This is a genomic window from Paenibacillus rhizophilus (assembly GCF_003854965.1).
In the GTDB taxonomy this organism is placed as follows: Bacteria; Bacillota; Bacilli; order Paenibacillales; family Paenibacillaceae; genus Paenibacillus_AQ; species Paenibacillus_AQ rhizophilus.
This window is the reverse complement of record NZ_RQPI01000006.1, coordinates 257,843-278,537: the sequence shown is the minus strand read 5'-3', so window position 1 is coordinate 278,537 and position 20,695 is coordinate 257,843. Positions and strand designations below refer to the sequence as shown.

Sequence of the window (20,695 nt, the reverse complement as noted above, 5' to 3'; positions counted from 1 at the left end):
TGCAAGACCGCGGCGGCAATCCGCCCGGTCTTGCTCATTTGAGTTAAAGGAGCGAATGTATGAGAAGGACGAAAGGTAAATGGGCAGCATTTTTGTTAGCGCTTGCATTGGGGGTTTCCGGTCTGTACACTTCTTCGACCGCCCACGCGGCAGGATTAGTCGGCAACACTCCCGGGTATTTGCCCGTATCGGGGACGTGGACGCAGGATGCAGGCGGACTGAGAGGGGTCAGTTCCGGAGCGGATAACGCCTTCAATATGTCGACAGCGGCTGTGGGGGCGAACTTTGTATATGAAGCCGACGTAAAAGTGGATGCCTCATCGCCATACGGCGTGGCTTCGCTGATGTTCCGGGCTAGCGCAGACGGTTCCAAAGGTTATGTGCTGAGCCTAGACCCCAACATGGACCGCATCCGTCTGTTCGATTATGCCACGGGAACGGACGTGGCGGCGCCTGTTTCCAAGGTGATGAGCGAGGGGACTTCCTATCATTTGAAGGTGGTTGCCGATGGAAGCTCGCTGAAGGTTTACGCAGACGGTACACAGGCCTTTTCTGTAAGCGATTCCAAATACAGCTCGGGACTAACCGGCTTTCATGTCTATAATGGCACCGCCTATTTCCAGAACGTGTTCGTAAATGTGCTGAATACGAATGTGACGGGCTGGAACACTTCAGGAACATGGAATCTTACATCGCAAGGCTGGAAGGGCACGGCCGCTTCCAATCAGAATATTTCGGCCATTTCCGCGACAAGCTCGGACAATTTCACCTATGAATCGGACGTGCTGATTAACGATGCGTACGCCCTCGGCACGCTGCTGTTCCGCTCGAATGCGGACGGATCGCAGGCTTACGGACTGCAAATCGATCCTAACCTTGACCGCATCAGGCTGTATAAGACGGCGGGAGACGTAACTCTGGCGCAGGCGACTGCGCAGATTGTCCCCGGCAAAGTCTATCATGTCCGGATCAAGGCGCAAGGCTCATCAATCAAAGTATACTTGCAGAGCGATTTCATAAACACGAGCGGTTACAATCCGCTGCTTTCGGCCACGGATACTTCATATACACAGGGATTTACGGGTCTGGGTGTTTATAACGGTTCGGCCGTGTTTCAAAATATTCTGATGAGCACGCTGAACACGAATCTGGAAGGCTGGACGTCTCCAAGCGGGACCTGGATTCCGCAGCTTGGAGGCTTCAAAGGGACAAGCGCCGGAAGCACGGACGCTTTTAACGTATCAGCGACGAGCCTGTCCGATTTTGTACTGGAAGGTGATCTTTCGGTTGATGCCGGAACGCCGCTTGGCACGGCGGGCCTTGTCTTTCGGGCCGCATCCGCGTCAAGCGGGGGCTATGTGCTGAATATCGATCCGAATCTGGACCGTATCCGCCTCTTCAACCGCAGCGGGGGAAGCACGATCGCCACGGCCAACATGAGCATAGATTCCGGACATGTGTATCACATTGAAATTAATGTAAACGGTTCCAATATTAAGGTTTATGTTGATGGCTCGGCGTCTCCGGTCATCTCGGCAACCGACACGGCCTATACATCCGGCCAAATCGGGCTGAACACGTTCAATGGCACCGCCTATTTCCAGAACGTCTATGCTACGGATCTGAGCCAATACTATAACGAGACGTACCGTCCGCAGTACCATTTTACCGAAACGAGAAACCGGACGAGCGACCCGAACGGCCTGGTCTATTACCAGGGTGAGTATCACTTGTTCCATCAGCAGGACGGGCAGTGGGCTCATACGGTGAGTACCGATTTGGTCAACTGGAAGCACCTTCCTATCGCCATCCCGTGGAATGACGCCGGGAATGCCTGGTCGGGCGGGGCTGTAGCGGATTTGAATAACGCTTCCGGTCTATTCCCCGGAGGCTCCGGCCTGATTGCCTACTATACTTCATTTAATCCGGACAAGCCGAACGGCAACCAAAAGATCAGCATCGCATACAGCAGCGACAAAGGACGAACCTGGACCGATTACGCGAGCAATCCCGTGGTGCAGAATCCCGGCGGAACCGACGGCGGCTGGGATTTCCGCGACCCTAAGGTAGTCTGGGATGCGGATCACTCGAAATGGGTCATGGTCGTCTCGGGCGGAGACCATATCCGCTTCTACACATCGACCAACCTCCTCAGCTGGACGTTCGCCAGTACATTCGGGTACGGAGCAAAACTTCACGGCGGCGTGCTCGAATGTCCGGATTTGTTCCAACTGCCCGTCGACGGCAGTTCGACCAACAAGAAGTGGGTGCTGATGCTTAGCACCGGCGCAGTCGCCGCCACGCAGGGCTCGGCAATGGAATATTTCGTCGGCAGCTTTGACGGTACGAACTTTTCTAGCGACAATCCTGATTCAACCGTGCTGCGGAGCGAGAAGGGCAAGGATATGTACGCGGCGATGACGTTTGACGGTATTCCCGCAGCCGACGGCCGCCGGATTTCCATCGGTTGGATGTCGAACTGGGACTATCCTTTCAGCTTTCCGACTTCGCCCTGGAACGGGCAGATGTCTATCCCGCGCGAGCTGAAGCTGACCAACATCGCCGGAACCGGCGTCCGGATGACGGAGACGCCGGTTGCCGAAATGAACGCGCTCCGGGGCACGGCAACCTCGCTTAGCAACGTTACCGTCACCCCTTCGAGCGCCAATCCGCTCGCGGCGGTCGCGGGCACGGCTTACGAGATCGAAGCGGTGCTCGAGCTCCCGGCCGGAAGCTCAGCATCCGAATTCGGCTTCCGCCTGCGGGAGGGAGGCAGCCAGAAGACAGTCGTAGGCTACAAGACCGGCACCTCGGAAATGTTCGTGGACCGCACATCTGCAGGGGCAAGCGGCTTCACGGCCGACTTCCATCCCGTACAGAGCACGGTTCTTCCGCTGGAGAGCAATAGGGTCAAGATGCATATTTACGTCGATCAGTCCTCTGTCGAGGCATTCGGAAACGACGGTAAAGCGGTCTTCTCCGATATGATTTTCCCCGGTTCGGCGCGCACCGGACTGAGTTTTTATACAACCGGCGGCAATGTAAAAATCGTCTCGCTCAATTATTATCCGGTTGGCAACGTCTGGCGTTCCGAGCCCGCCTCCGGTTCAACGCCTCAAAAGGTCGTCATGGACCAAACCCGCGTTCAACTGGCCGCAGGCTCCGTCTACCGGCTGTACGCGGATGTGCTTCCTCGCTCGGCAACCAATAAAACGCTGGTGTGGAGCTCAAGCAATCCGGCGGTGGCGTCGGTATCCCAGGCCGATTCCGTCAGCGCGGACGTCACGGCGGTTGCACAGGGCAGGGCTGTTATTACCGCAACGACACAGGCGGGCGGAATTGTAGGAACGACAGTCGTCGAGGTAGGTGCGTTCACGACGAATTTGACTGGCTGGAACAGCCTGCCGGCAGCCTCTTGGACGGTAACGGGCGACGGAATCTCCGGCACGTTCGACAAAGACAGCAATTACATGTCCGGCATCAGCGCCGCCAATTTTACTTACGAGGCTGATGTCAAGCTGGACCGGACTGGAGGAGCGGGCTCCATAATCTTCCGCGCCACAGCCGACGGCTCAAGCGGTTATTTTTTCAATATCGATCCCAATATCAGAGCGCTGAGATTGTTCTATAAACTGAACGGCAGCTTCTCTGATACCCAGGTGCTCGCCAACATTCCGGCAACCCTTACTTCCGGCACGGCGTATCATGTTAAAATCGTGACCTCCGGGTCGAATATCAAGGTGTACTTCGACGGCGCGTCTACTCCGGTCATCGATGTTAACGACTCCACGTTCACCAGCGGATATTTAGGCCTGAATGTATTTGGAGGCACAGCCAGCTACCAAAATGTAATTAAAAATTAGACCTGAAAAAAGCGGTTCCCTAAAAATCCGTCGGACGAATTATATTCGTTTCGGCGGATTTTTTGCTGTTTATAGGCCTTTTGCTTTATCAGCACAGCAATTGTGGAGCTTCCCAGCAGAATTCTCGATTTTTGTCGATTTATCTGTTCATTTTTTATAGTATATATCCGATAAGAATCAATATTAACAATTTGTACATTGAGCGTATTTCGACAGAAGTATCGACCGTGTTGAAAGGGAGTTAGAGAAAAATGAAGATTCGTTCCAAGCTTTCACTTATGGTTCTTGCTGTAACCCTGCTATCCACCGCCCTGATGGGGTACTTCAGCTATTCGAAGTCGGCAGATTCTCTGGCGTCCATGTCCGACGAGTCGATGCTGGGACTTAACAAGAACCGTGGCGAAACGATTAATGCCATGGTCGAGAAAGAGCAGAGAAGCGTGGCTGTTTTCGCCGGGGAGGTTGGGGTTACGGAACTGCTTGCCGCTGAGCGGAACGGGTCCGTGGACGGAGGGACGCATGCGGAGGTCACCGCCAGGCTCAAGAAGCTGGTGAAGGATGCGGGAAATCTGGAGCATATGTTTGTCGTCGGAATGGACGGAATTATTGTGGCGGACAGCGACCCTTCGCTGGTCGGCAAAAACATCAACGACAGAGCGTATGTAAAAAAGGTGCTTGAAACCGGAGAACCCGTAATCAGCGAGACGCTGAAATCCAAATCGACGGGCGCGTTTATTCTCGCCATAGTGCAGCCGGTAAAGACGGGTTCCGAGATGGTCGGCTTTGCGGTTTCCGCGGTTTACGCGGACAGCCTGACGACCTATCTGAAGGGCGCCAAGGCGGTGAACGGAGCGACCAGCTACGCCTACCTGGTTGACGCTCAGGGAACGATGCTCTATCATCCGACTAAAGAGAAGATCGGCCTGCCGGTGGAGAACGAAGGCATCAAAGGCGTTGTGGCCCGTGTCCAAAAAGGAGAACAGCCCGCCGACGGAATCGTCGATTACGATTATTTAGGCAAGGCGAAAAAAGCGGCCTATACCGTTCTTCCGGGCACGAAATGGACGCTGGTTCTGACGGGTGATGTGGGAGAGATCATGCAGCCCGTACGGCAAATGACGATCTTTATTGTCATTCTCGGTCTGATCAGTCTGGCGTTGACCCTGCTGATTGGCATGTTCGTTTCCCAGAAAATTACCGCTCCGATCATTAAACTGACCGAACTGATCAACAAGACGGCCGAGCTGGATCTGAAGTTCGACGACCAATACGTATATTTGCAAAAAAATAAAGACGAGACCGGCACCATCGCCAAAGCGATGTTCCGGACCCGCAGCGTGCTGAGAGATATGGCGGGCAGCCTCATCGGCATTTCCAGCCAAGTGCTGAATAATGCGGAAATGCTTGAACGAGTGGCCGTCGAGGTCAGGGAAAATGCTCACGATAACGGGGCGACCACCGAGGAGCTGTCCGCAGGCATGGAGGAGACCGCCGCTTCCACGCAGGAAATGACCGCCGCGATTCAGGAGATCGACAGCAATGTCGGCGCCATTTCCGAGAAGGCGAAGGAAGGCGGCAGAGTGTCGGCGGGCATTACGAGCCGCGCCTTGTCCCTGCGCAAAGACGCGGTGGAATCGGCGGAGCATGCGCAGGATATTTACAATTCGGTCCGTTCCAAAATGGAGCAGGCGATAGAGGAATCCAATACGATTACCCAAATCAATGATTTGGCGAAGACGATCATGGACATCACGAGCCAGACGAATCTTCTGGCGCTCAATGCCGCGATTGAAGCGGCGCGGGCGGGAGAAGCCGGAAAAGGCTTCGCGGTGGTGGCCGGGGAAATCCGCAAGCTGGCGGAGAAATCGTCGGCGACCGCATCAGGTATTCAGGATATCGTGAAAGGGGTCCATCATTCCGTCGGCCAGATGAAGGACAGCTCGGAGGATCTGTTGTCCTTCATCGACCGGAATGTGCTGAGCGACTACGAGAAGCTGAAAGAGGTCGGAGAGCAGTATAATCAGGATGCGGATCTGATCAATCATCTGATGGGCGATTTTGAAACCTCGGCCGGGCATTTGAGCGAGACGGTCTCGGCGATTACGATCGCGATCAACGAGGTTGCTGCAACGATTACCGAAAGCGCCGCGGGCGTACAGGATATTGCCGAAAAGACCTCCGATATCGTGGAGAAGACGTTCAAGGAAGCCGAAATGGCGGATGAGAATACCCAAAGCGCGAAAGAGCTTCAGGAGCTGGTGGAGAAATTTAAAATCTAGGGGCGGCGTCCCGCACCCGCAGGGAAATTTTATTTTAATAGAGCGTCTCTGCCGGGTGGCAGGGACGCTCTTAACGTGAATTGGATGCGGTCGGTGTTTCAGATCATCGTCAGTCCGCGAAAAAAAGTATTGCTTTTCATATGGAAAAAGTGTATATTCTTAATTACGGCGATTACAGCCGTGATTACATAACATGCGGTCGTGGCGGAATTGGCAGACGCGCACGGTTCAGGTCCGTGTGGGCTAACCCCCCGTGGAGGTTCGAGTCCTCTCGACCGCACTTTCAATAACATCAGCAGGTTCCTAAAATGGCTTGAGAAGCCGTTAGAGGAGCCTTTTTTTTTGTAAATCCAGGAGGTTCAAGCTGCTGCTCATCACCTGGGCTAAAGAAATCTTGATATTAATCTATCCTATGCAGGCAGATTCTTACGAAAACTTATAGGTTAGTGAATTTCACGAAAAAGTCACAGTATGAATTCACTTTTTTGTAGCAAAAAAACAGTTATACATAATAGAGAGGAGGGGATGTAGTGGATGAGAGTGAATGGATTCGGCGAATTCAGGAGGGGGAAACCGAGTATTTGTCACCGCTGATTGAACGCTATTACGCCGGAATCCAGAAGTATTGCTACTGGCGGGTTCGGAGCGAGGAAGAGTCGAAGGATTTGACTCAGGAAACCTTCTACCGCTTTTGCAGGCACATTGAGAATTACAAAAATACCGGAAAATGCCGCGCTTACTTATACACGATTGCCCGCCATCTGTGCAACGACTATCTGCGGAAATGGCCGATCCTGTCCTGGGAGGAAGCAGAGGCGGCAACGGACAAGGCGGCTTTGCAGCAAAGCAGCTCCATAGAGGAGCAGGTGGAAAGGGAGCAAATGGTACATGAATTGCTCCAGTTGTTGCCTGAGGAGCATAGTGAACTGGTGTTCATGCGGTTCTGCCTGGATTTGACCTTTCGCGACATTGCCCGCATAACGGGAGTGAATGTATGTATGGTGCAATATCGGGTAAAGCGTGGGTTGAGTATATTAAGACGCTACTTGGAAAGGAGTGAGTCCGGTGAACAAGAAATCGCAACATGCCATCCTCGCCGCCCTAAGGAACTACCCCTCGCCCCCCATTGACCGTCAGGAGTTGGAGGAAACCGTAAAAGGGGCGGCGGAGGCGCTCCATCGAACACAGTCGAGCCGGAGGACGTCCTTTGGAGAGTTTTATGTGGCCCAGCTTCGCTTTATTAGCTGGAAGGTGTGGGCTGTGCAATTGCTGATTGTTCTAGGGATGGGGCTGCTGCTGCACAACTCTCTTCAGCAATCAAATAGAAATGTTCAGCTTGTTATGTTGACTTCTACCGCTGCACCGTTGCTGGTAATTGCGGGTATACAGACACTGACCCGCTCGCTGAGCTGCCATATGCTAGAGATTGAATTAAGTACCCGCCATATTTTAGAGAAACTGACGCTGGTTCGGATGAGTCTGTTCGGGATAGCGGACCTTATAGGTCTGACACTGTTGGCCGTCATAATGAGTGCCTGGATGCAGATGGAAATTGCGGTCGTGCTGCTCTATTTGCTGGTGCCTTTCAATCTGACTTGTATTGGTTGCCTCTGGCTGCTGAATCGGGTTCGCACCCCAAACTGTGGATATTATTGCCTGTTCTACTGCGGCCTATTGGTGATGATACAGATGATTTTAATGTTTCATCCTTCTCTCTGGCTGTTTGAATCATCGGCAATCGGAGTGTGGCAGGCATTGCTGATACTCACAGTCATAGGAATTGCCTTCGAGGTACTTGACGTGCGGAAGACTTGCCGAACTCTGGAAACTGCATTCAGAATACAGGTATGACATTCCGGAAAAGGATGCAGAAGATATAGGAATTACAGGGAGGAAGCATAAGATGCTGGAACTGACCTTGAATAAAGTGAACAAACATTTTTCCACCAAAAAAGCGGTGAACGGTATTTCGATCCGGCTGAACAGCGGGGTGTACGGTTTGCTCGGGGCTAACGGCGCGGGGAAAACAACGCTGATGCGGATGATCTGTGGCATTCTGAACCCGACATCCGGAACGATTCAGATGAACGGCCAGGAGATCGACCGCATGGGGGAACGATACCGCGATCTGCTGGGCTATCTGCCCCAGGACTTCGGCTATTACCCCGATTTCAGCGCGGAGGAGTTCCTTTGGTATGTTGGATCGCTTAAGGGACTGACGCTGCGAGCATCGAAGGGAAAAGCCCGGGAACTGCTGCGAACGGTGGCTCTTGAGGAAGTGGCCCGCAAGAAAATCCGCACTTTCTCAGGAGGGATGAAGCAGCGGCTGGGTATTGCCCAGGCGATGCTTAACGATCCCCGCGTGCTGGTGCTGGACGAGCCGACGGCGGGACTTGATCCCAAGGAGCGGGTACGTTTCCGCAATCTCATCGCCGATCTGGCCCGGGACAAGATTGTTATTCTTTCGACGCATATTGTGTCGGATGTGGAATACATAGCCGACCAGATTCTGGTGATGAAGCAAGGCGGGCTATTGATGACCGGCACGGTGGAACAACTGACGGCAACAATAGAGGGCTGCGTTTGGTCTTGCCATATTCCACCCCGGGAGGTGGAGGTATGGAACGCACGCTACTGCGTGAGCAATCTGCGGCATGAAGGGGATCGGGTGGAGCTGCGCATCGTTTCCACGGATAAACCGGCGGATCAAGCAGCAGCGGTTCCGCCGACGCTGGAGGACTTCTATCTATATCATTTTCAGGATGAACCTGCTGTAGGAATTGGTGAAAAAAAATAGGGGGCTTGTCCGATGGATACTTTAACCCGGTTTGAGCTGCGCAAGATCATGCGCCGGAGATCATTTTATGCAGGGATTATAATTTTGGGAGTAATGGTCATATTCGCGACAAGTGTATTGGTTACGGGTGCGGATATAACGGGTAAGGACGGTAAGGAATTGAAAGGACTGGCGGCCATCCCTCTGCGTATGGAATACGACCGTCGTCTTGCCGGTCCTCTAACCGCGGAAAAAGTAACAGATGCGGTCAAAAGATACCAAAAAGTGATGCGTGATCCAAAAAATTTGAATGAAAAAGGAGAGATTACCAATGAGCCCTATGCAAAATATATAGTAAAGGATTACCAAATAACGGGTTTGATTCGTTCAGCTTTTTCTCCCGTGAGGGAGTACAATTATTTTATTATCGACAAATTGAAGCCCAATGACGCAAAAACGTTTTATCAGAAACGGATGGAGAAGGTTAACGGTTATTTGAATTATGATTACTCCTACGGCAATTATTCGGATAAGGACAAAGTCTTTTTTATAAAGATGAATGAGAGCATCCCGGTTCCTTTCCAAATGGACTATGTTACCGGTTGGGAAAATGTGTTTGAGAATCTACAGTTTGTCTTTTTAATCAGCGCTTTTGTGATCGCGATCTGCCTTGCTCCCGTGTTTGCCGGTGAATACCAGAGTGGAGCTGACTCTATCATCCTATCTTCCCGCTATGGTCGCAATAAACTCATCGCCGCTAAATTGAAAGCAAGTTTCATCGTTTCTATGGGACTGCTCATCCTATCACTTTCGACCTATACGCTTCTGATGCTCGTGATATTTGGATTTGATGGCGGGAGTGCCAGTGTGCAAATGATTGATCTTTTGGCTCCTGTTCCCTACACGGTTCTTCAAACATATTTGTGGTCGGTTTTCATTGGTGGCCTGGCCTGTCTGCTTGTGGGAGCGGTGACGCTGTGGCTGTCCAGCCGGATGAGGAGTCCATTTCCCGTTATCATTGCAATCGTCCTGTTCCTTATCGGCCCTCTGTTTTTTCCGGCCAGTAAAAGCAGCCGATTGTTTAATCACATGATGGATTTGCTGCCGGGAAATATGATCGACAGTTTTGAAAAGGTAACCGGTTACGAAGTGTTCCATATTCTTGGACAGTTGATTCCGGAGTACAAGGCCATGGCGGGATTTTCAATAATTGTTATAGCGCTGCTATTGCCTCTTTCATATCGAGCATTTAAAAAGCATCAGGTTGTTTGACTGATGAATTCCTTCCACAATTATTGAACGGGATTAAGGATACGATGGAATCTCCGAAATGACCCATCAGCCTATATCCCGTATGTCCATAAAAATGAACACTCCCAACACCTCTACAGATGGTGGGAGTGTTCGATGTTTCAAGATAATCCCATGACATGGGCGGAAGAGATTACTTATTAATATCCTCCACCGTATCCATACCCAGGGGAGTATGGGGAGTATGGGGAGTATGGATAGTAATATGGATAAGGTGCGAAAAATGGAAATGCGAAATAAAAAAATGGGAACTGGCGCCGGCGAAACCGGCGAAATCTCCTTTGACCATAGCCCAATTGTCTGTTGGTATTATCATTTTCCCGTTCTTCACCATCAACCTCTTCAGGAACTAACATAGTGACGCCATTCTCGTCCATACCTTCGATAATTCCATCAAACTGTGCCCCGTCTTTCGTGTGTGCGATGACATGGTAGCTCATATACCTTTGACTTAGTAATTTTACATCGCCCCCCATAGGGTAAGCTGCCTTACATTGACATTGATTAGGATATGTTGGATTGTTCATTTCGCCTAACCTCCTTTACAGCGTTATGATATTCGCCCATTCCGGAAAATGTTACTGGGATACAGAAATAGAAAATGGACATGCAAGCTAAAGTTTCGACATTTATCTTGTTTTCCGGAAAAGTCCTGCCGATATATATTCTAGTGTTTGTATAAAATCAAACCGAAAATGGGGTTTATTGCCTTTAAAAACAGAGAGGATGGGTTTTTTGAAAAAAGTTCGAAGTAGGAAGTTGAATTTTCATTCGGTCAAAAGCAAGCTGATTTTGTCTTTTTTATGCATCTTGCTTCTGCCCAGTCTGGCGATTGGCAGCGCCGCTTATGTTACCGCCAGAAACAAAGTAGATGAGGAGATGAGAAGCTCCGCATCCTCCAACGTGAATCTGCTGAATCAAATGATTGACAAGTACATACGCGAAAAAATGAATGCCATTGATTTTTTGTCCCAGCAGGTGCCGGTCGATAACCTGATTTCGGAATCGGGCGCTGAAAATGCCGAATTAAAAGCGCTGCTTGTCGGCTTCAAAGCGCTCCATCCCGATCTGGAAACGGTATTTGCTTCAAATAATCAAGGGGAAATACTTAGCGCAACAAAATTGAACCTTCCCAAAGGGTTTGATCCACGGACAAGACCTCAATACATCAAGGCTATGGAGAATAAAGACCGGGCGATTATCACGGACACTTACATATCCGCGTCAACGAACAGTACGGTGGTGACCATAGCCAAGGCGACGAAGGACGGACATGGAATCGTCGGGGCCAATTTAAGCCTTGCCGAGCTGAGTGAGTCGGCAAGGGGAGTGAAGATCGGCAGACAGGGTTATGTCATCATGATCGACAACCAAAAGAAATATTTGGTGGCTCCGGGCGTAAACATCGGGGATACGGCTAAATTGGGGATTATCGATCCGATGTTTAAATCCGCTTCGGGCGAGCGGGAATATGTGAACGAAAGGGACGGGAAGTCCAAAAAAATGGTGTTTGTCACCAATGCGCTGACCGGATGGAAATTAGCCGGCACTTGGTACGTCGACGAAGTGAAGGAAGAGGCGGCGCCGATTTTCCGCACGACGCTTGTTGTTCTAATCGCCGCTATGGCAGTGGGTTTAGCCGTTATTCTGTTAATTATCCGCTCAATCACTTCTCCGCTCCGCCTGCTTACGGGGGCGTCCGAGAAGCTTGCCGAGGGAGATTTGACTGTACACGTACAGGTGGAGACCAAGGATGAGCTGGGGCAGCTTGGAGCGACCTTTAACCGGATGACCGAATCGCTACGTGGGGTCCTGAGCGATGTGAGCGAGCTGTCCAATCAATTGGCCGCTTCGGCGGAGCAACTCGCGGTTAGCTCGGAGCAGACCGTCAAGGCTACCGAGCACATTGCCGGCGCGACGGAGAAAATGTCGGATGGAGCTGAGCATCAGGCCGCCACGGTGGAGAAAGGGGCCCGGACCGTCTATGAAATGACCGCACGAATCCAGGAAATCGCCGCCGCCGCCCAATCGGTCGCGGACTCGTCAAGCAAGACGTCTTCTCTGTCGGCGGAAGGGGCTGTCGCCATCGGAAGCGCCGCCGAGCAGATGAATTCCATCGACCATTCAGTGGAACATCTGGCGCGGCTTATTCATGTATTATCCATGACTTCAGAGAAGATCGGCGAAGTGACGGATGCAATCAACAAATTTTCCCGGCAGACGGGAATGCTTTCGCTGAACGCTTCCATCGAAGCGGCGAGAGCGGGGGAGCATGGACGGGGATTTGCGGTAGTGGCCGAAGAAGTGAAGAAGCTGTCGGACCGGTCCTCGCGCTCGTCGCAGGAAATTTCCGAACTGGTTCACAGCATAAGGGATGAAATCGTCAACGTCGAAGCATCCATGGAAGCCTCAACGAGCGAGGTAAAAGGCGGGATGCTCACCGTGGAAACGGCCGGCAGCCTGTTCTCACAGATTGAACGGTTTATCGGCGAGGTTAACGGTCAAATCGGCGAAGTCTCCTCGGCCGCACTGCAAATTTCCGAGGGAGCGGCGGAAATGAACGAGGCGATTGAAGCCATTGCGGACGTTGCCCGGTCGAGCGCGGCCGAAACGGAGAGTATTTCTGCTGCGGCCCAGGAACAACTGGCATCCATGGAAGAAATATCATCGTCATCGGCTGATTTATCCCGGATGGCGGGGGAAATGAGTGATCTCGTCGATAGATTCAAGTTATAAATCACGGCGATCATTGTCGCTCTCAGCTGAGACAAAACGATGTCCTTCATACGGGCCTCCGGGGAAGAGTTCTTCCCCGGAGGCTTGTTTTTGTTAATATTCGAAGTTGAGCGCTCCCCTGTTCCTTTTTGTGGAAAGTTCTTAGATTATTTTGTCGAAACCCGGTATACTTAAGGTAGTATTTCAATATACCGCCGCATGCTTGCAGAGGAGGGCTCCTTTGTGTCAGATATCATATTTGAACAGATTTATCTTCGCTCATCCAGCGGAATAGCCGTGGTTTTGTTGCAAGAAGGGGCGATGATACGTTGTAATCCGGCTCTTTGCCGCATGTTCGGGTATACCGAGGATGAACTGACGGGCCTTCGTTATGGGGATCGTATGATGCCGGGTGGAGAGTACACATCCGATCCCTCTTCCATTGTTACCTTTTTGCTGTCGCTCCCAGGGGAGGAATGCAGCAAAGAAAAGCGGTTCATCCGCAAAGACGGCGGGCTGCTGTGGACACAGCTTCATTTATTCTTGATCCGGGAACAGCCGGACGGCGACCCTTCTTGCCTGGTTGTCGAAATGACCGATATTACGAACCGCAAGCTGGCCGAAGAGAAGCTGCGGGAACGCGAGCATTTATATAGACTGATCACTGAGAACAGCCCCGACATGATTTCCTTAAGCAAGCCGGACGGCACGCTGCTTCATGTTTCCCCTTCCGTCGAGCAGCTTCTCGGTTACTCAGTGGATGAAGTTATCGGAAAGAAGCGGCCTCTTTTCTACCACACAGACGATGCGCTGGATGTAACACAGTACGGTGAGTATAACTCGTTCGGCAAGGTCTTCACCCGCAGGGTCCGCCACAAGGACGGCCGCTATTTATGGATTGAGAGCAGCTGCAAGGTGATGCGGGACGAAGAGGGTGATATGCAGCAGATCATGACCATCGCCCGCGATGTCTCGGAGCGCAAGAAGCATGAGGACATGCTCGCGAAAGCGCAGCATTTGGCCCGCATGGGCTCTTGGGAATGTGATGCGGGTACGGGCCGTTTGACGGTATCAAAAGAGCTGCGGCATATATTTTGGATAGACGAAGAGGAAGGAGGCTCCCTCGGACACGGAAGCAGCGATCCGGATTTGTTCCTGTCCCGTATGGAGCCGGGCGATCGCGAAAGGTTCCTGGAAGTGTTGTGCCAGTCGGTAGAGGATGGAATAAGCGGCCAGATGGTTATCCGCATTATAAACGGCGATAGCCTGAAATACATTGACTGTCACTGGGAAGCGGTAAAGGATGAAAACGGTAGAATGCTTTCTGTCAGCGGTATTATGCAGGATGTCACCGAGCACCACCAGATGGAAGAGAAGCTGCGGATAAGCGAGCGGAACTACCGTCTGATCTCGGAGAATTCACTGGATTTCATATCGCGCAACGCGGTTGACGGATATGCGACTTATCTGTACGCTTCGTCGATCTGCCTGCCGATGTACGGCTATACGCCGGAAGAGATGACAGGGACCCGGGGGATCGATTATATCCATCCGGATGATGTGGACAAGGTGAAGCATTATTTGGAGGAATGCATCGAGGGTAAAGAGAATCTTCCGATTCTGTTCCGCTTTTTATGCAAGGACGGAACCTATATGTGGACCGAGACGACGATCCGCCATGTCTATTCGGAAGAGAGGCAGGACTATGAGATTATTGCGGTTTCACGGGACGCCCGGGAGCGCAAGCAGTATGAAATGAGGCTTGAAGAGAGCCAGAACCGTTATAAATCCTTGTTCGAATACAATCCTTCCGCTATCAGTGCGATGGACCTGCTCGGCCGGACCTTGTCCGTGAATTCCAGCATGGAATATTTGACCGGCTACAGCTACTCCGATCTCCTGATGTCCTTCTTCACGGAAGTAATCGATACGGATGAACTGGAACATGTGAGCGAACGTTTCCGCCGCGCCGCGGGGGGCATTGCCCAGACATTTGAGAGCCGAATCGTTCACCGGGATGGGCATATCGTGGAAGCCAGCGTTATTTTGGTGCCCATACTGGTGGACGGCGAGGTTGTGGGCGTGTTCAGCATTACAAGCGACATTACGGAACATAAACGCCATCTTCGGCAGATCGAGAAGCTGAGCTATGAGCATGCGCTGATCTTGAATTCGGTATCCGAAGGAATATTCGGCATCGATACGGAAGGGCGGACGATGTTCATCAATCCCGCTGCAGCCAGTATGCTGGGGTACGGACCCGGAGAATGGACGGGGCGCAGCCACGGAGGCTCCATTCAGCTGACGCAGCTGAGCGGAGAATATGCGGGCGAGCAAACGAGCCTGATTCGGACCTTTTCGGAAAGCGGGATGTACGATGAGCGGGAAGGCGTCTTCTGGCGGCAGGACGGCTCAAGCTTTCTCGTCAAATACCGTATGACTCCGCTGTATGACAATGGCATAAGAAAAGGAACCGTCGTCGTATTCCGGGACATTACGGAAGAGAAGGAGATCAGACGGGCCAAAGAGTCCGCCGAGCAGGCGGACCGTGCCAAATCGGAGTTTCTGGCGATTATGAGCCATGAGCTGCGCACGCCGATGAACGGCATCATCGGGATGACGGATCTCCTCAAGGATACGGAACTGGATGAGGAACAGCGCGGATATGCCGAGATCATCAGCCAGAGCGGCGAATCGCTGCTGCATATTTTAAATGAAGTACTGGATTTCAGCAAAATTGAAGCGGGCATGATGACGCTCGAACTGAAGGAAGTGGACTTGCGAAGCGTGCTCCAGGGCGTGAGGGATCTGTTCTATCCTAAGGTAACGGATAAGAAGCTGAATCTCAGCTATGACATTGATCCGGCTCTTCCGAATACGCTGATCACCGACGAGGCCAGACTGCGGCAAATTCTCGTCAATCTGGTTGGCAACGCTGTTAAGTTCACGGATAGCGGCAGTATTGACATTGAAGCGAAGCTGGCCGCGGTCCGGGATTATTCACGAATCATCGTACAGTTCACGGTAACGGACACTGGTATCGGCATTCCAGAGAACAGGCATGGACAGCTCTTTCAATCCTTTACGCAGCTCCATCCGTCCATTAACCGGAAATATGGTGGAACGGGCCTTGGGCTTGCGATCAGTAAAAAGCTGGTCGAGCTTCTCGGCGGTACGATCGGAGTGGACAGCCGGGAAGGCGAAGGTTCTTCATTTTATTTTACAGTAGAAGCCTCCCTTCCGGGCGGAGCCCCGGCATCCGGAACGAAGGCGGCTGAGGATAAGAAGAACAAACGGATTGCCGTAAAATTGGCTGCGGAAGGCCTGTATGGTCCGCTGTCCATCCTGATCTCCGAGGATCATCCGGTCAACCGGCATTTGCTCAGAACTTATTTGCGGAAACGGGGATATCAGGCGGATATTGTGGAGAATGGAGAACAGGCTGTGCGAGCCGTCGGCTCAAAGGACTACGATTTGGTCTTTATGGATATTCAAATGCCGGTCATGGACGGACTTGAGGCGACCGCTCTGATCAGGGAGAAGCACGGCTCCCATCCGGTCATTGTTGCGGTAACGGCTTTTGCAAGAAAAGAAGACAGGGAGATGTGCATCAATGCGGGAATGCAGGATTTCATTTCCAAGCCCATCCACGGCGATGATCTGGACAGGGTGCTGAAGCAGTGGGGGGCAGGGAACGCCCTGACCGGCAAAGCGATTTCGAAAGAGAGTGATTGAGACCGATGATCATCATCCCGGATCATGGATCGATGACAGCGATCCGTGCCAGGGACGGCGGCCTCGGTCGACGATCAAAATGCCGTCATTTAGCGGCAGTCTGCAGCTCGTTCCATTCTTCTACGGAATCGGAGCTGGTATATACGTACGGAGTGGAAGGCTGGTTAAGCGGCGTTACAGATTCGGCGTCGATCTGCAGCGTTTCCTTTCCCTTATAGACTACAACTTGAAGCTTGCCCCGAATCTTGATCCAGGTATCCGCGGGCAGGCTTTTTTGCCGTTCGGCGTTTACGAGGATACCCAGCGGCGTTGCATCCGCGGTGCAGCACTGCACCAGAAAGCGGCTTACCACAAAGCGGCCGCCCGAGGAGGCGGAATCCTCACGATACAAAAAGCCGCTGACCACAATTTCCTTATCCTTGAAATCATGTTTATACATATCAAGCGCCCCCAACGTTTCCGAGAAGATTTGCGGATATACGGGAATGACCGGCTGAGTGTACAGCTTCCTGGCCAAGGCGGAGAACTCCGCCGCGAACGGATCGTCGGTCTGAAACTTGGCGGCTTCTTTGGGGCGGTCTGTTGAAAAGGTTAACGAAACTCCCTTGTTGGCCGCGGCGGCGCTTCCAAGCGCGCGGTCCGGCAAAGCGAACCCGAGCAGCAAAGGGAACAGAAAGGTGCCGTAAATCGCGGCGCTGCGGGCCCTTGACCTCGGAAGCTGGTGGCCGCAATCGCATATGGCGCTTCCCCTGCCAAACAAGGCCTGAGCCGCCAGCCCGAGCGCCATGAAGGAGAGCGGGATCGGACAGAGCTTGACCCAGAACGCCAGCCCCGGAGTGACATAATAGTGGAGCGCATCTTGCCGCGACAGGTGTTCGATATAGACGGCGAATGTCAGCAGAACGGCTGCCCGGAATACGTAGTGGCGTTGGATGCTGCCGTAGTTATTCATGAGATTTCCTCCCCAAAAAATACATCGCAAAAACTGGCCGGATCATGGTAATGGGGCCGTCACAGCCACCCGGATAGCAGGATCGCGCCGGTAAACACAATGGAAGCGATCAGAAAGAACAAATAGAATGCAAAACGGGTCTTGAATAGCGACAGCAGCATCATGGCATTTTTGAAATCGAGCATCGGCCCCAGCACCATAAAGGCGAGCAGCGATCCGGATGGGAAGGAATGCAGGAAAGCCGCCCCTACGAAGGCGTCGGAGGTGGAGCAGAGCGACAAAATAAAAGCAAAACCCATCATAAACAGATAGGAGCCAAGCGGTCTGGCGCCGATGGAAGCAAGACTGCTCTGGACAACGAACGTCTGGATCAGGGAGGTGAGCAGACAGCCGAATATCAGGTATTTTCCCATTTCAAAAAAATCATCCGCAGCATGTGTGAACACAGCCGCCAGCTTGCCCCCCCTCATGCCGTCGTGATGCTCAGCCTCGCCGCCGCGCGGAATCGAAAGCCGGAGCGGCGAACTTTTGACAGTAATATATAGGATAAGTCCTATAATGAAAGCCACGGCGAAGGCAAGCCCCATGCGCGCGTAAGCCAGGCTCGGATGACTGCGGAAGGCGGTCAGTGTGGCGGTGAAGACGATCGGATTCAGAATAGGGCCGGACAGAATGAACGCGACCCCGACATGCAGCGGCATGCCCTTGCGCATCAGCCGCCGGACGAGCGGAATCATTCCGCATTCGCAGATGGGGAAGATCACGCCCAGCAGACAGGCGAACAGCAAGGCCGGAAACACTCGCCGCGGAATCCAGCGCGTAATCGCTTCATCCGGCACGAATACGCCGATCAGCGAGGAGAGCAGCGCGCCGGCCAGCACGAAAGGCAGGGCCTCCAGCAAAATGCCGATAAAACCCGTTTTAAACGTATACAGATAAGCATTGTCCAGCAGCTCAAGGTGATAGGGCAGCCACAGGACGACGGGAATGATCAGAAAAGCCGCGGGAAGAAGCAGCGGCAGCATTTTGATCGGCGAAAAGGCGGCCATGCGGCGGCTTCCTCCTTTGCTCAGCGGAACAGGGCGGACCAACGCTCAGCCAGCTGTTCCCTGTCGATGTTCATGCCGATAAATACGAGATAAGGTGTACCCGGATAACTGGAATTTTCCCACGTTGTCCGGGAGCCTGCATGCTGAACAAGCTGCACCGGCTCCCCGCCCGGAAGCCGGACATGCCCTTTGGCGCGCAGCAGCCTGTCCGCCCATTCCCGGAAAAAGCTTTCCAGCACCGCCTTGGGCAGCGCCTTCCCCTGCGGAAAAGCCAGCGTAACTGCGCCAACCTGCGAAAATGAATCGCTGTGCTGGGCTGGCGCCGGGCCCGGTTCGGCTTTTTTTTGTTCCGCAGCCGCTTTTTTAAGCAAGCTTCCCTTGAATTCCGCCGGCGCCCGCTTCGGCAGGGGCTGCTTCTCCCTTGGAGCTATTCCATCCAGCAGCGGGTTCAGCCCAATCCGGCTAAATATGGTGAATTCGATGTCCGCTGCGGCGTTTCGCTTGCGGATCAGCTTTTCAATTTTCCAGAGCGTTTCCTGCTCTACGAGGTCGCTTTTGTTCACGATAATGAGATTCGCGGCAGCCAGTTGGCTGCGCAAAGTCCGGACGAGCTGCTTGTCGGCGGACAGCCGGCTGTTGTAGTCCAGCACATTTTCGGCATCGACCATCGTTACCAAAGAATGCACCGACAGCCTGCTTTCCCAGCAGGGTTCCCGAAGCGCCTGCGCAATTTCAACGGGGTCCGCCACGCCGGTAAGCTCTATATAAATAACGTCGGGGCGCCGTTTGATCAGCAGCTCAAGATTAGCCCCGAGCTCTTCCTTGCGGCTGCAGCATACGCAGCCGTCCAGCAGCTTCTCAACCGCCGCGCCGGTCTGCTCCTCCAGAATATAGCCGTCCACATCCTGTTTGCCTAGCTCATTCATCAGAACGCCCGGCTGCAGACCTCGCGCATAGCTCTCTTTCAGCAGAGACAGCAGCAGGGTCGTTTTTCCGCTTCCCAAAAATCCGCCCAGGACAATAACCGGTATTCTCATACTTCCTTCCGCTCCTTCAATTCTTCGTAAAGATGATATATTCCCGATTCTATCTATACGTGTCCAGCACTCTATAAAGACCGATTTTGTTGTAAACCGCGGAGGGAGAACGGCCTTTTTTCATGCACTGCATAAGCTTAAACTCTTCCTTCAAAGGGAGGATTTGGAAGCCGAAGGGGCGAAATAATTGAGCATAGGGATGCGAAAAAATCAACGGGAGGCTGTATGCGGACTTACGAACAATATTGGGAACGAAGATTCGGCAGCGAAGGCATGATTTGGGGTACGGAGCCCAGCCCAACCGCCTGGAAGGCAAGAGAGCTGTTTCTGCCGCATAACGTACGAACGGTATTTGTTCCCGGGGCCGGTTACGGGCGCAATACAAAGGCTTTTTCACGGGAGTTCATCGTGGAGGGAGTCGAACTTAGCGAAACCGCCGTGAAGCTGGCGAGTGAGTGGGACCCGGACAGCGAGATCCGGTGCGGCTCCGCGCTGGATGACCGGGAGCCAGACGAATTCTGCGACGCGGTATACTGCTATGATTTGCTGCACTTATTTCTGGAGCCGGAGCGCCGGAAGCTGGTGGCGGCCTGTCTGAACCGCCTTCGGCCGGGAGGATTTTTGTATTTCACCGGTTTCTCCGACGAGGACCCATGCAATGGGCGCGGGGAGAGTCTTGAACCCGGAACTTACCGGTATAAAGAGGGGAAGTACGCACATTTTTTCAGCGAAAAAGATTGGGCGGCCCATTTCTCCGGAACGGATATTTTGGAAACCGGCACCTTGCACGAGAGTCTGAACGGTGCGGCTGAAGGCAAGCATGACTATATTCTGAGAACGATGTTCGCGAGGAAAAAAGGCTAGAAGGAGCCGCCGGAGCCCTTGCGGCCAGCCTTCCGGGCCATTGTCTCCCAGCCCAAAAAGACCGCGCCGGATCGGACGACCATCCATCTGTCCGCCGTACGGTCTTGTTCCTGG

Annotated in this window: 13 protein-coding genes and 1 tRNA gene; 10 read left to right on the top strand and 4 right to left on the bottom strand. The window is 52.8% G+C overall.

The window, feature by feature from the left end:
* The first annotated feature begins 59 nt into the window (after positions 1-59).
* From EH198_RS13505 to EH198_RS13475, 7 genes are all read left to right on the top strand, one after another.
* Entirely contained in the window at positions 60-3,863 is a 3,804-nt protein-coding gene (locus EH198_RS13505; protein ID WP_124696044.1) for a GH32 C-terminal domain-containing protein, read from the top strand.
* A 251-nt stretch (positions 3,864-4,114) separates the two neighbouring features.
* A complete protein-coding gene (locus tag EH198_RS13500; RefSeq protein WP_124696043.1) occupies positions 4,115-6,142 on the top strand; it encodes a methyl-accepting chemotaxis protein in 2,028 nt (675 codons plus the stop codon).
* 195 nt (positions 6,143-6,337) lie between these two features.
* Positions 6,338-6,422 (top strand) — tRNA-Leu (locus EH198_RS13495).
* A gap of 250 nt (positions 6,423-6,672) precedes the next feature.
* A complete protein-coding gene (locus EH198_RS13490; RefSeq protein WP_124696042.1) occupies positions 6,673-7,272 on the top strand; it encodes an RNA polymerase sigma factor in 600 nt (199 codons plus the stop codon).
* Positions 7,208-7,993 (top strand): hypothetical protein, encoded by a 786-nt coding sequence (locus tag EH198_RS13485; RefSeq protein ID WP_124696041.1) that lies wholly within the window; start codon positions 7,208-7,210, stop codon positions 7,991-7,993. The genes EH198_RS13490 and EH198_RS13485 overlap by 65 nt, the downstream gene beginning before the upstream one ends.
* 52 nt (positions 7,994-8,045) lie before the next feature.
* Positions 8,046-8,939, top strand: a complete 894-nt coding sequence (locus EH198_RS13480) for an ABC transporter ATP-binding protein (RefSeq protein ID WP_342772036.1) — start codon at positions 8,046-8,048, stop codon at positions 8,937-8,939.
* 12 nt (positions 8,940-8,951) lie between these two features.
* A complete protein-coding gene (locus EH198_RS13475) occupies positions 8,952-10,190 on the top strand; it encodes an ABC transporter permease subunit (protein ID WP_124696040.1) in 1,239 nt (412 codons plus the stop codon).
* 179 nt (positions 10,191-10,369) lie between these two features.
* Here EH198_RS13475 and EH198_RS25350 read toward each other — a convergent pair whose 3' ends face one another.
* Entirely contained in the window at positions 10,370-10,756 is a 387-nt protein-coding gene (locus tag EH198_RS25350; RefSeq protein WP_185702880.1) for a hypothetical protein, read from the bottom strand.
* Between the two features lie 283 nt (positions 10,757-11,039).
* Between EH198_RS25350 and EH198_RS13465 the strand changes: the two genes are divergently transcribed.
* Positions 11,040-12,965, top strand: a complete 1,926-nt coding sequence (locus EH198_RS13465) for a methyl-accepting chemotaxis protein (protein WP_185702879.1) — start codon at positions 11,040-11,042, stop codon at positions 12,963-12,965.
* Positions 12,966-13,187: 222 nt separating this feature from the next.
* Positions 13,188-16,679, top strand: a complete 3,492-nt coding sequence (locus EH198_RS13460; RefSeq protein WP_185702878.1) for a PAS domain-containing hybrid sensor histidine kinase/response regulator — start codon at positions 13,188-13,190, stop codon at positions 16,677-16,679.
* Positions 16,680-16,764: 85 nt separating this feature from the next.
* Here the strand turns inward: EH198_RS13460 and EH198_RS13455 are convergent, their stop codons facing one another.
* From EH198_RS13455 to EH198_RS13445, 3 genes are read right to left on the bottom strand one after another with little or no spacing between them, the layout of a single operon-like run.
* A complete protein-coding gene (locus tag EH198_RS13455; RefSeq protein ID WP_124696037.1) occupies positions 16,765-17,631 on the bottom strand; it encodes a TIGR03943 family putative permease subunit in 867 nt (288 codons plus the stop codon).
* A gap of 59 nt (positions 17,632-17,690) precedes the next feature.
* On the bottom strand, positions 17,691-18,680 hold the full coding sequence (locus EH198_RS13450) for a permease (protein WP_124696036.1): 990 nt from the start codon (positions 18,678-18,680) through the stop codon (positions 17,691-17,693).
* Between the two features lie 20 nt (positions 18,681-18,700).
* On the bottom strand, positions 18,701-19,717 hold the full coding sequence (locus tag EH198_RS13445; protein WP_124696035.1) for a CobW family GTP-binding protein: 1,017 nt from the start codon (positions 19,715-19,717) through the stop codon (positions 18,701-18,703).
* A gap of 225 nt (positions 19,718-19,942) precedes the next feature.
* Between EH198_RS13445 and EH198_RS13440 the strand changes: the two genes are divergently transcribed.
* On the top strand, positions 19,943-20,581 hold the full coding sequence (locus EH198_RS13440; RefSeq protein ID WP_124696034.1) for a class I SAM-dependent methyltransferase: 639 nt from the start codon (positions 19,943-19,945) through the stop codon (positions 20,579-20,581).
* Positions 20,582-20,695: the final 114 nt, after the last annotated feature.

Coding starts and splice junctions, on each gene's coding strand:
- EH198_RS13505 (WP_124696044.1), top strand. CDS start 60: ATGAGAAGGACGAAAGGTAAATGGGCAGCATTTTTGTTAGCGCTTGCA.
- EH198_RS13500 (WP_124696043.1), top strand. CDS start 4,115: ATGAAGATTCGTTCCAAGCTTTCACTTATGGTTCTTGCTGTAACCCTG.
- EH198_RS13480 (WP_342772036.1), top strand. CDS start 8,046: ATGCTGGAACTGACCTTGAATAAAGTGAACAAACATTTTTCCACCAAA.
- EH198_RS13475 (WP_124696040.1), top strand. CDS start 8,952: ATGGATACTTTAACCCGGTTTGAGCTGCGCAAGATCATGCGCCGGAGA.
- EH198_RS25350 (WP_185702880.1), bottom strand. CDS start 10,756: ATGAACAATCCAACATATCCTAATCAATGTCAATGTAAGGCAGCTTAC.
- EH198_RS13455 (WP_124696037.1), bottom strand. CDS start 17,631: ATGAATAACTACGGCAGCATCCAACGCCACTACGTATTCCGGGCAGCC.
- EH198_RS13450 (WP_124696036.1), bottom strand. CDS start 18,680: ATGGCCGCCTTTTCGCCGATCAAAATGCTGCCGCTGCTTCTTCCCGCG.
- EH198_RS13445 (WP_124696035.1), bottom strand. CDS start 19,717: ATGAGAATACCGGTTATTGTCCTGGGCGGATTTTTGGGAAGCGGAAAA.
- EH198_RS13440 (WP_124696034.1), top strand. CDS start 19,943: ATGCGGACTTACGAACAATATTGGGAACGAAGATTCGGCAGCGAAGGC.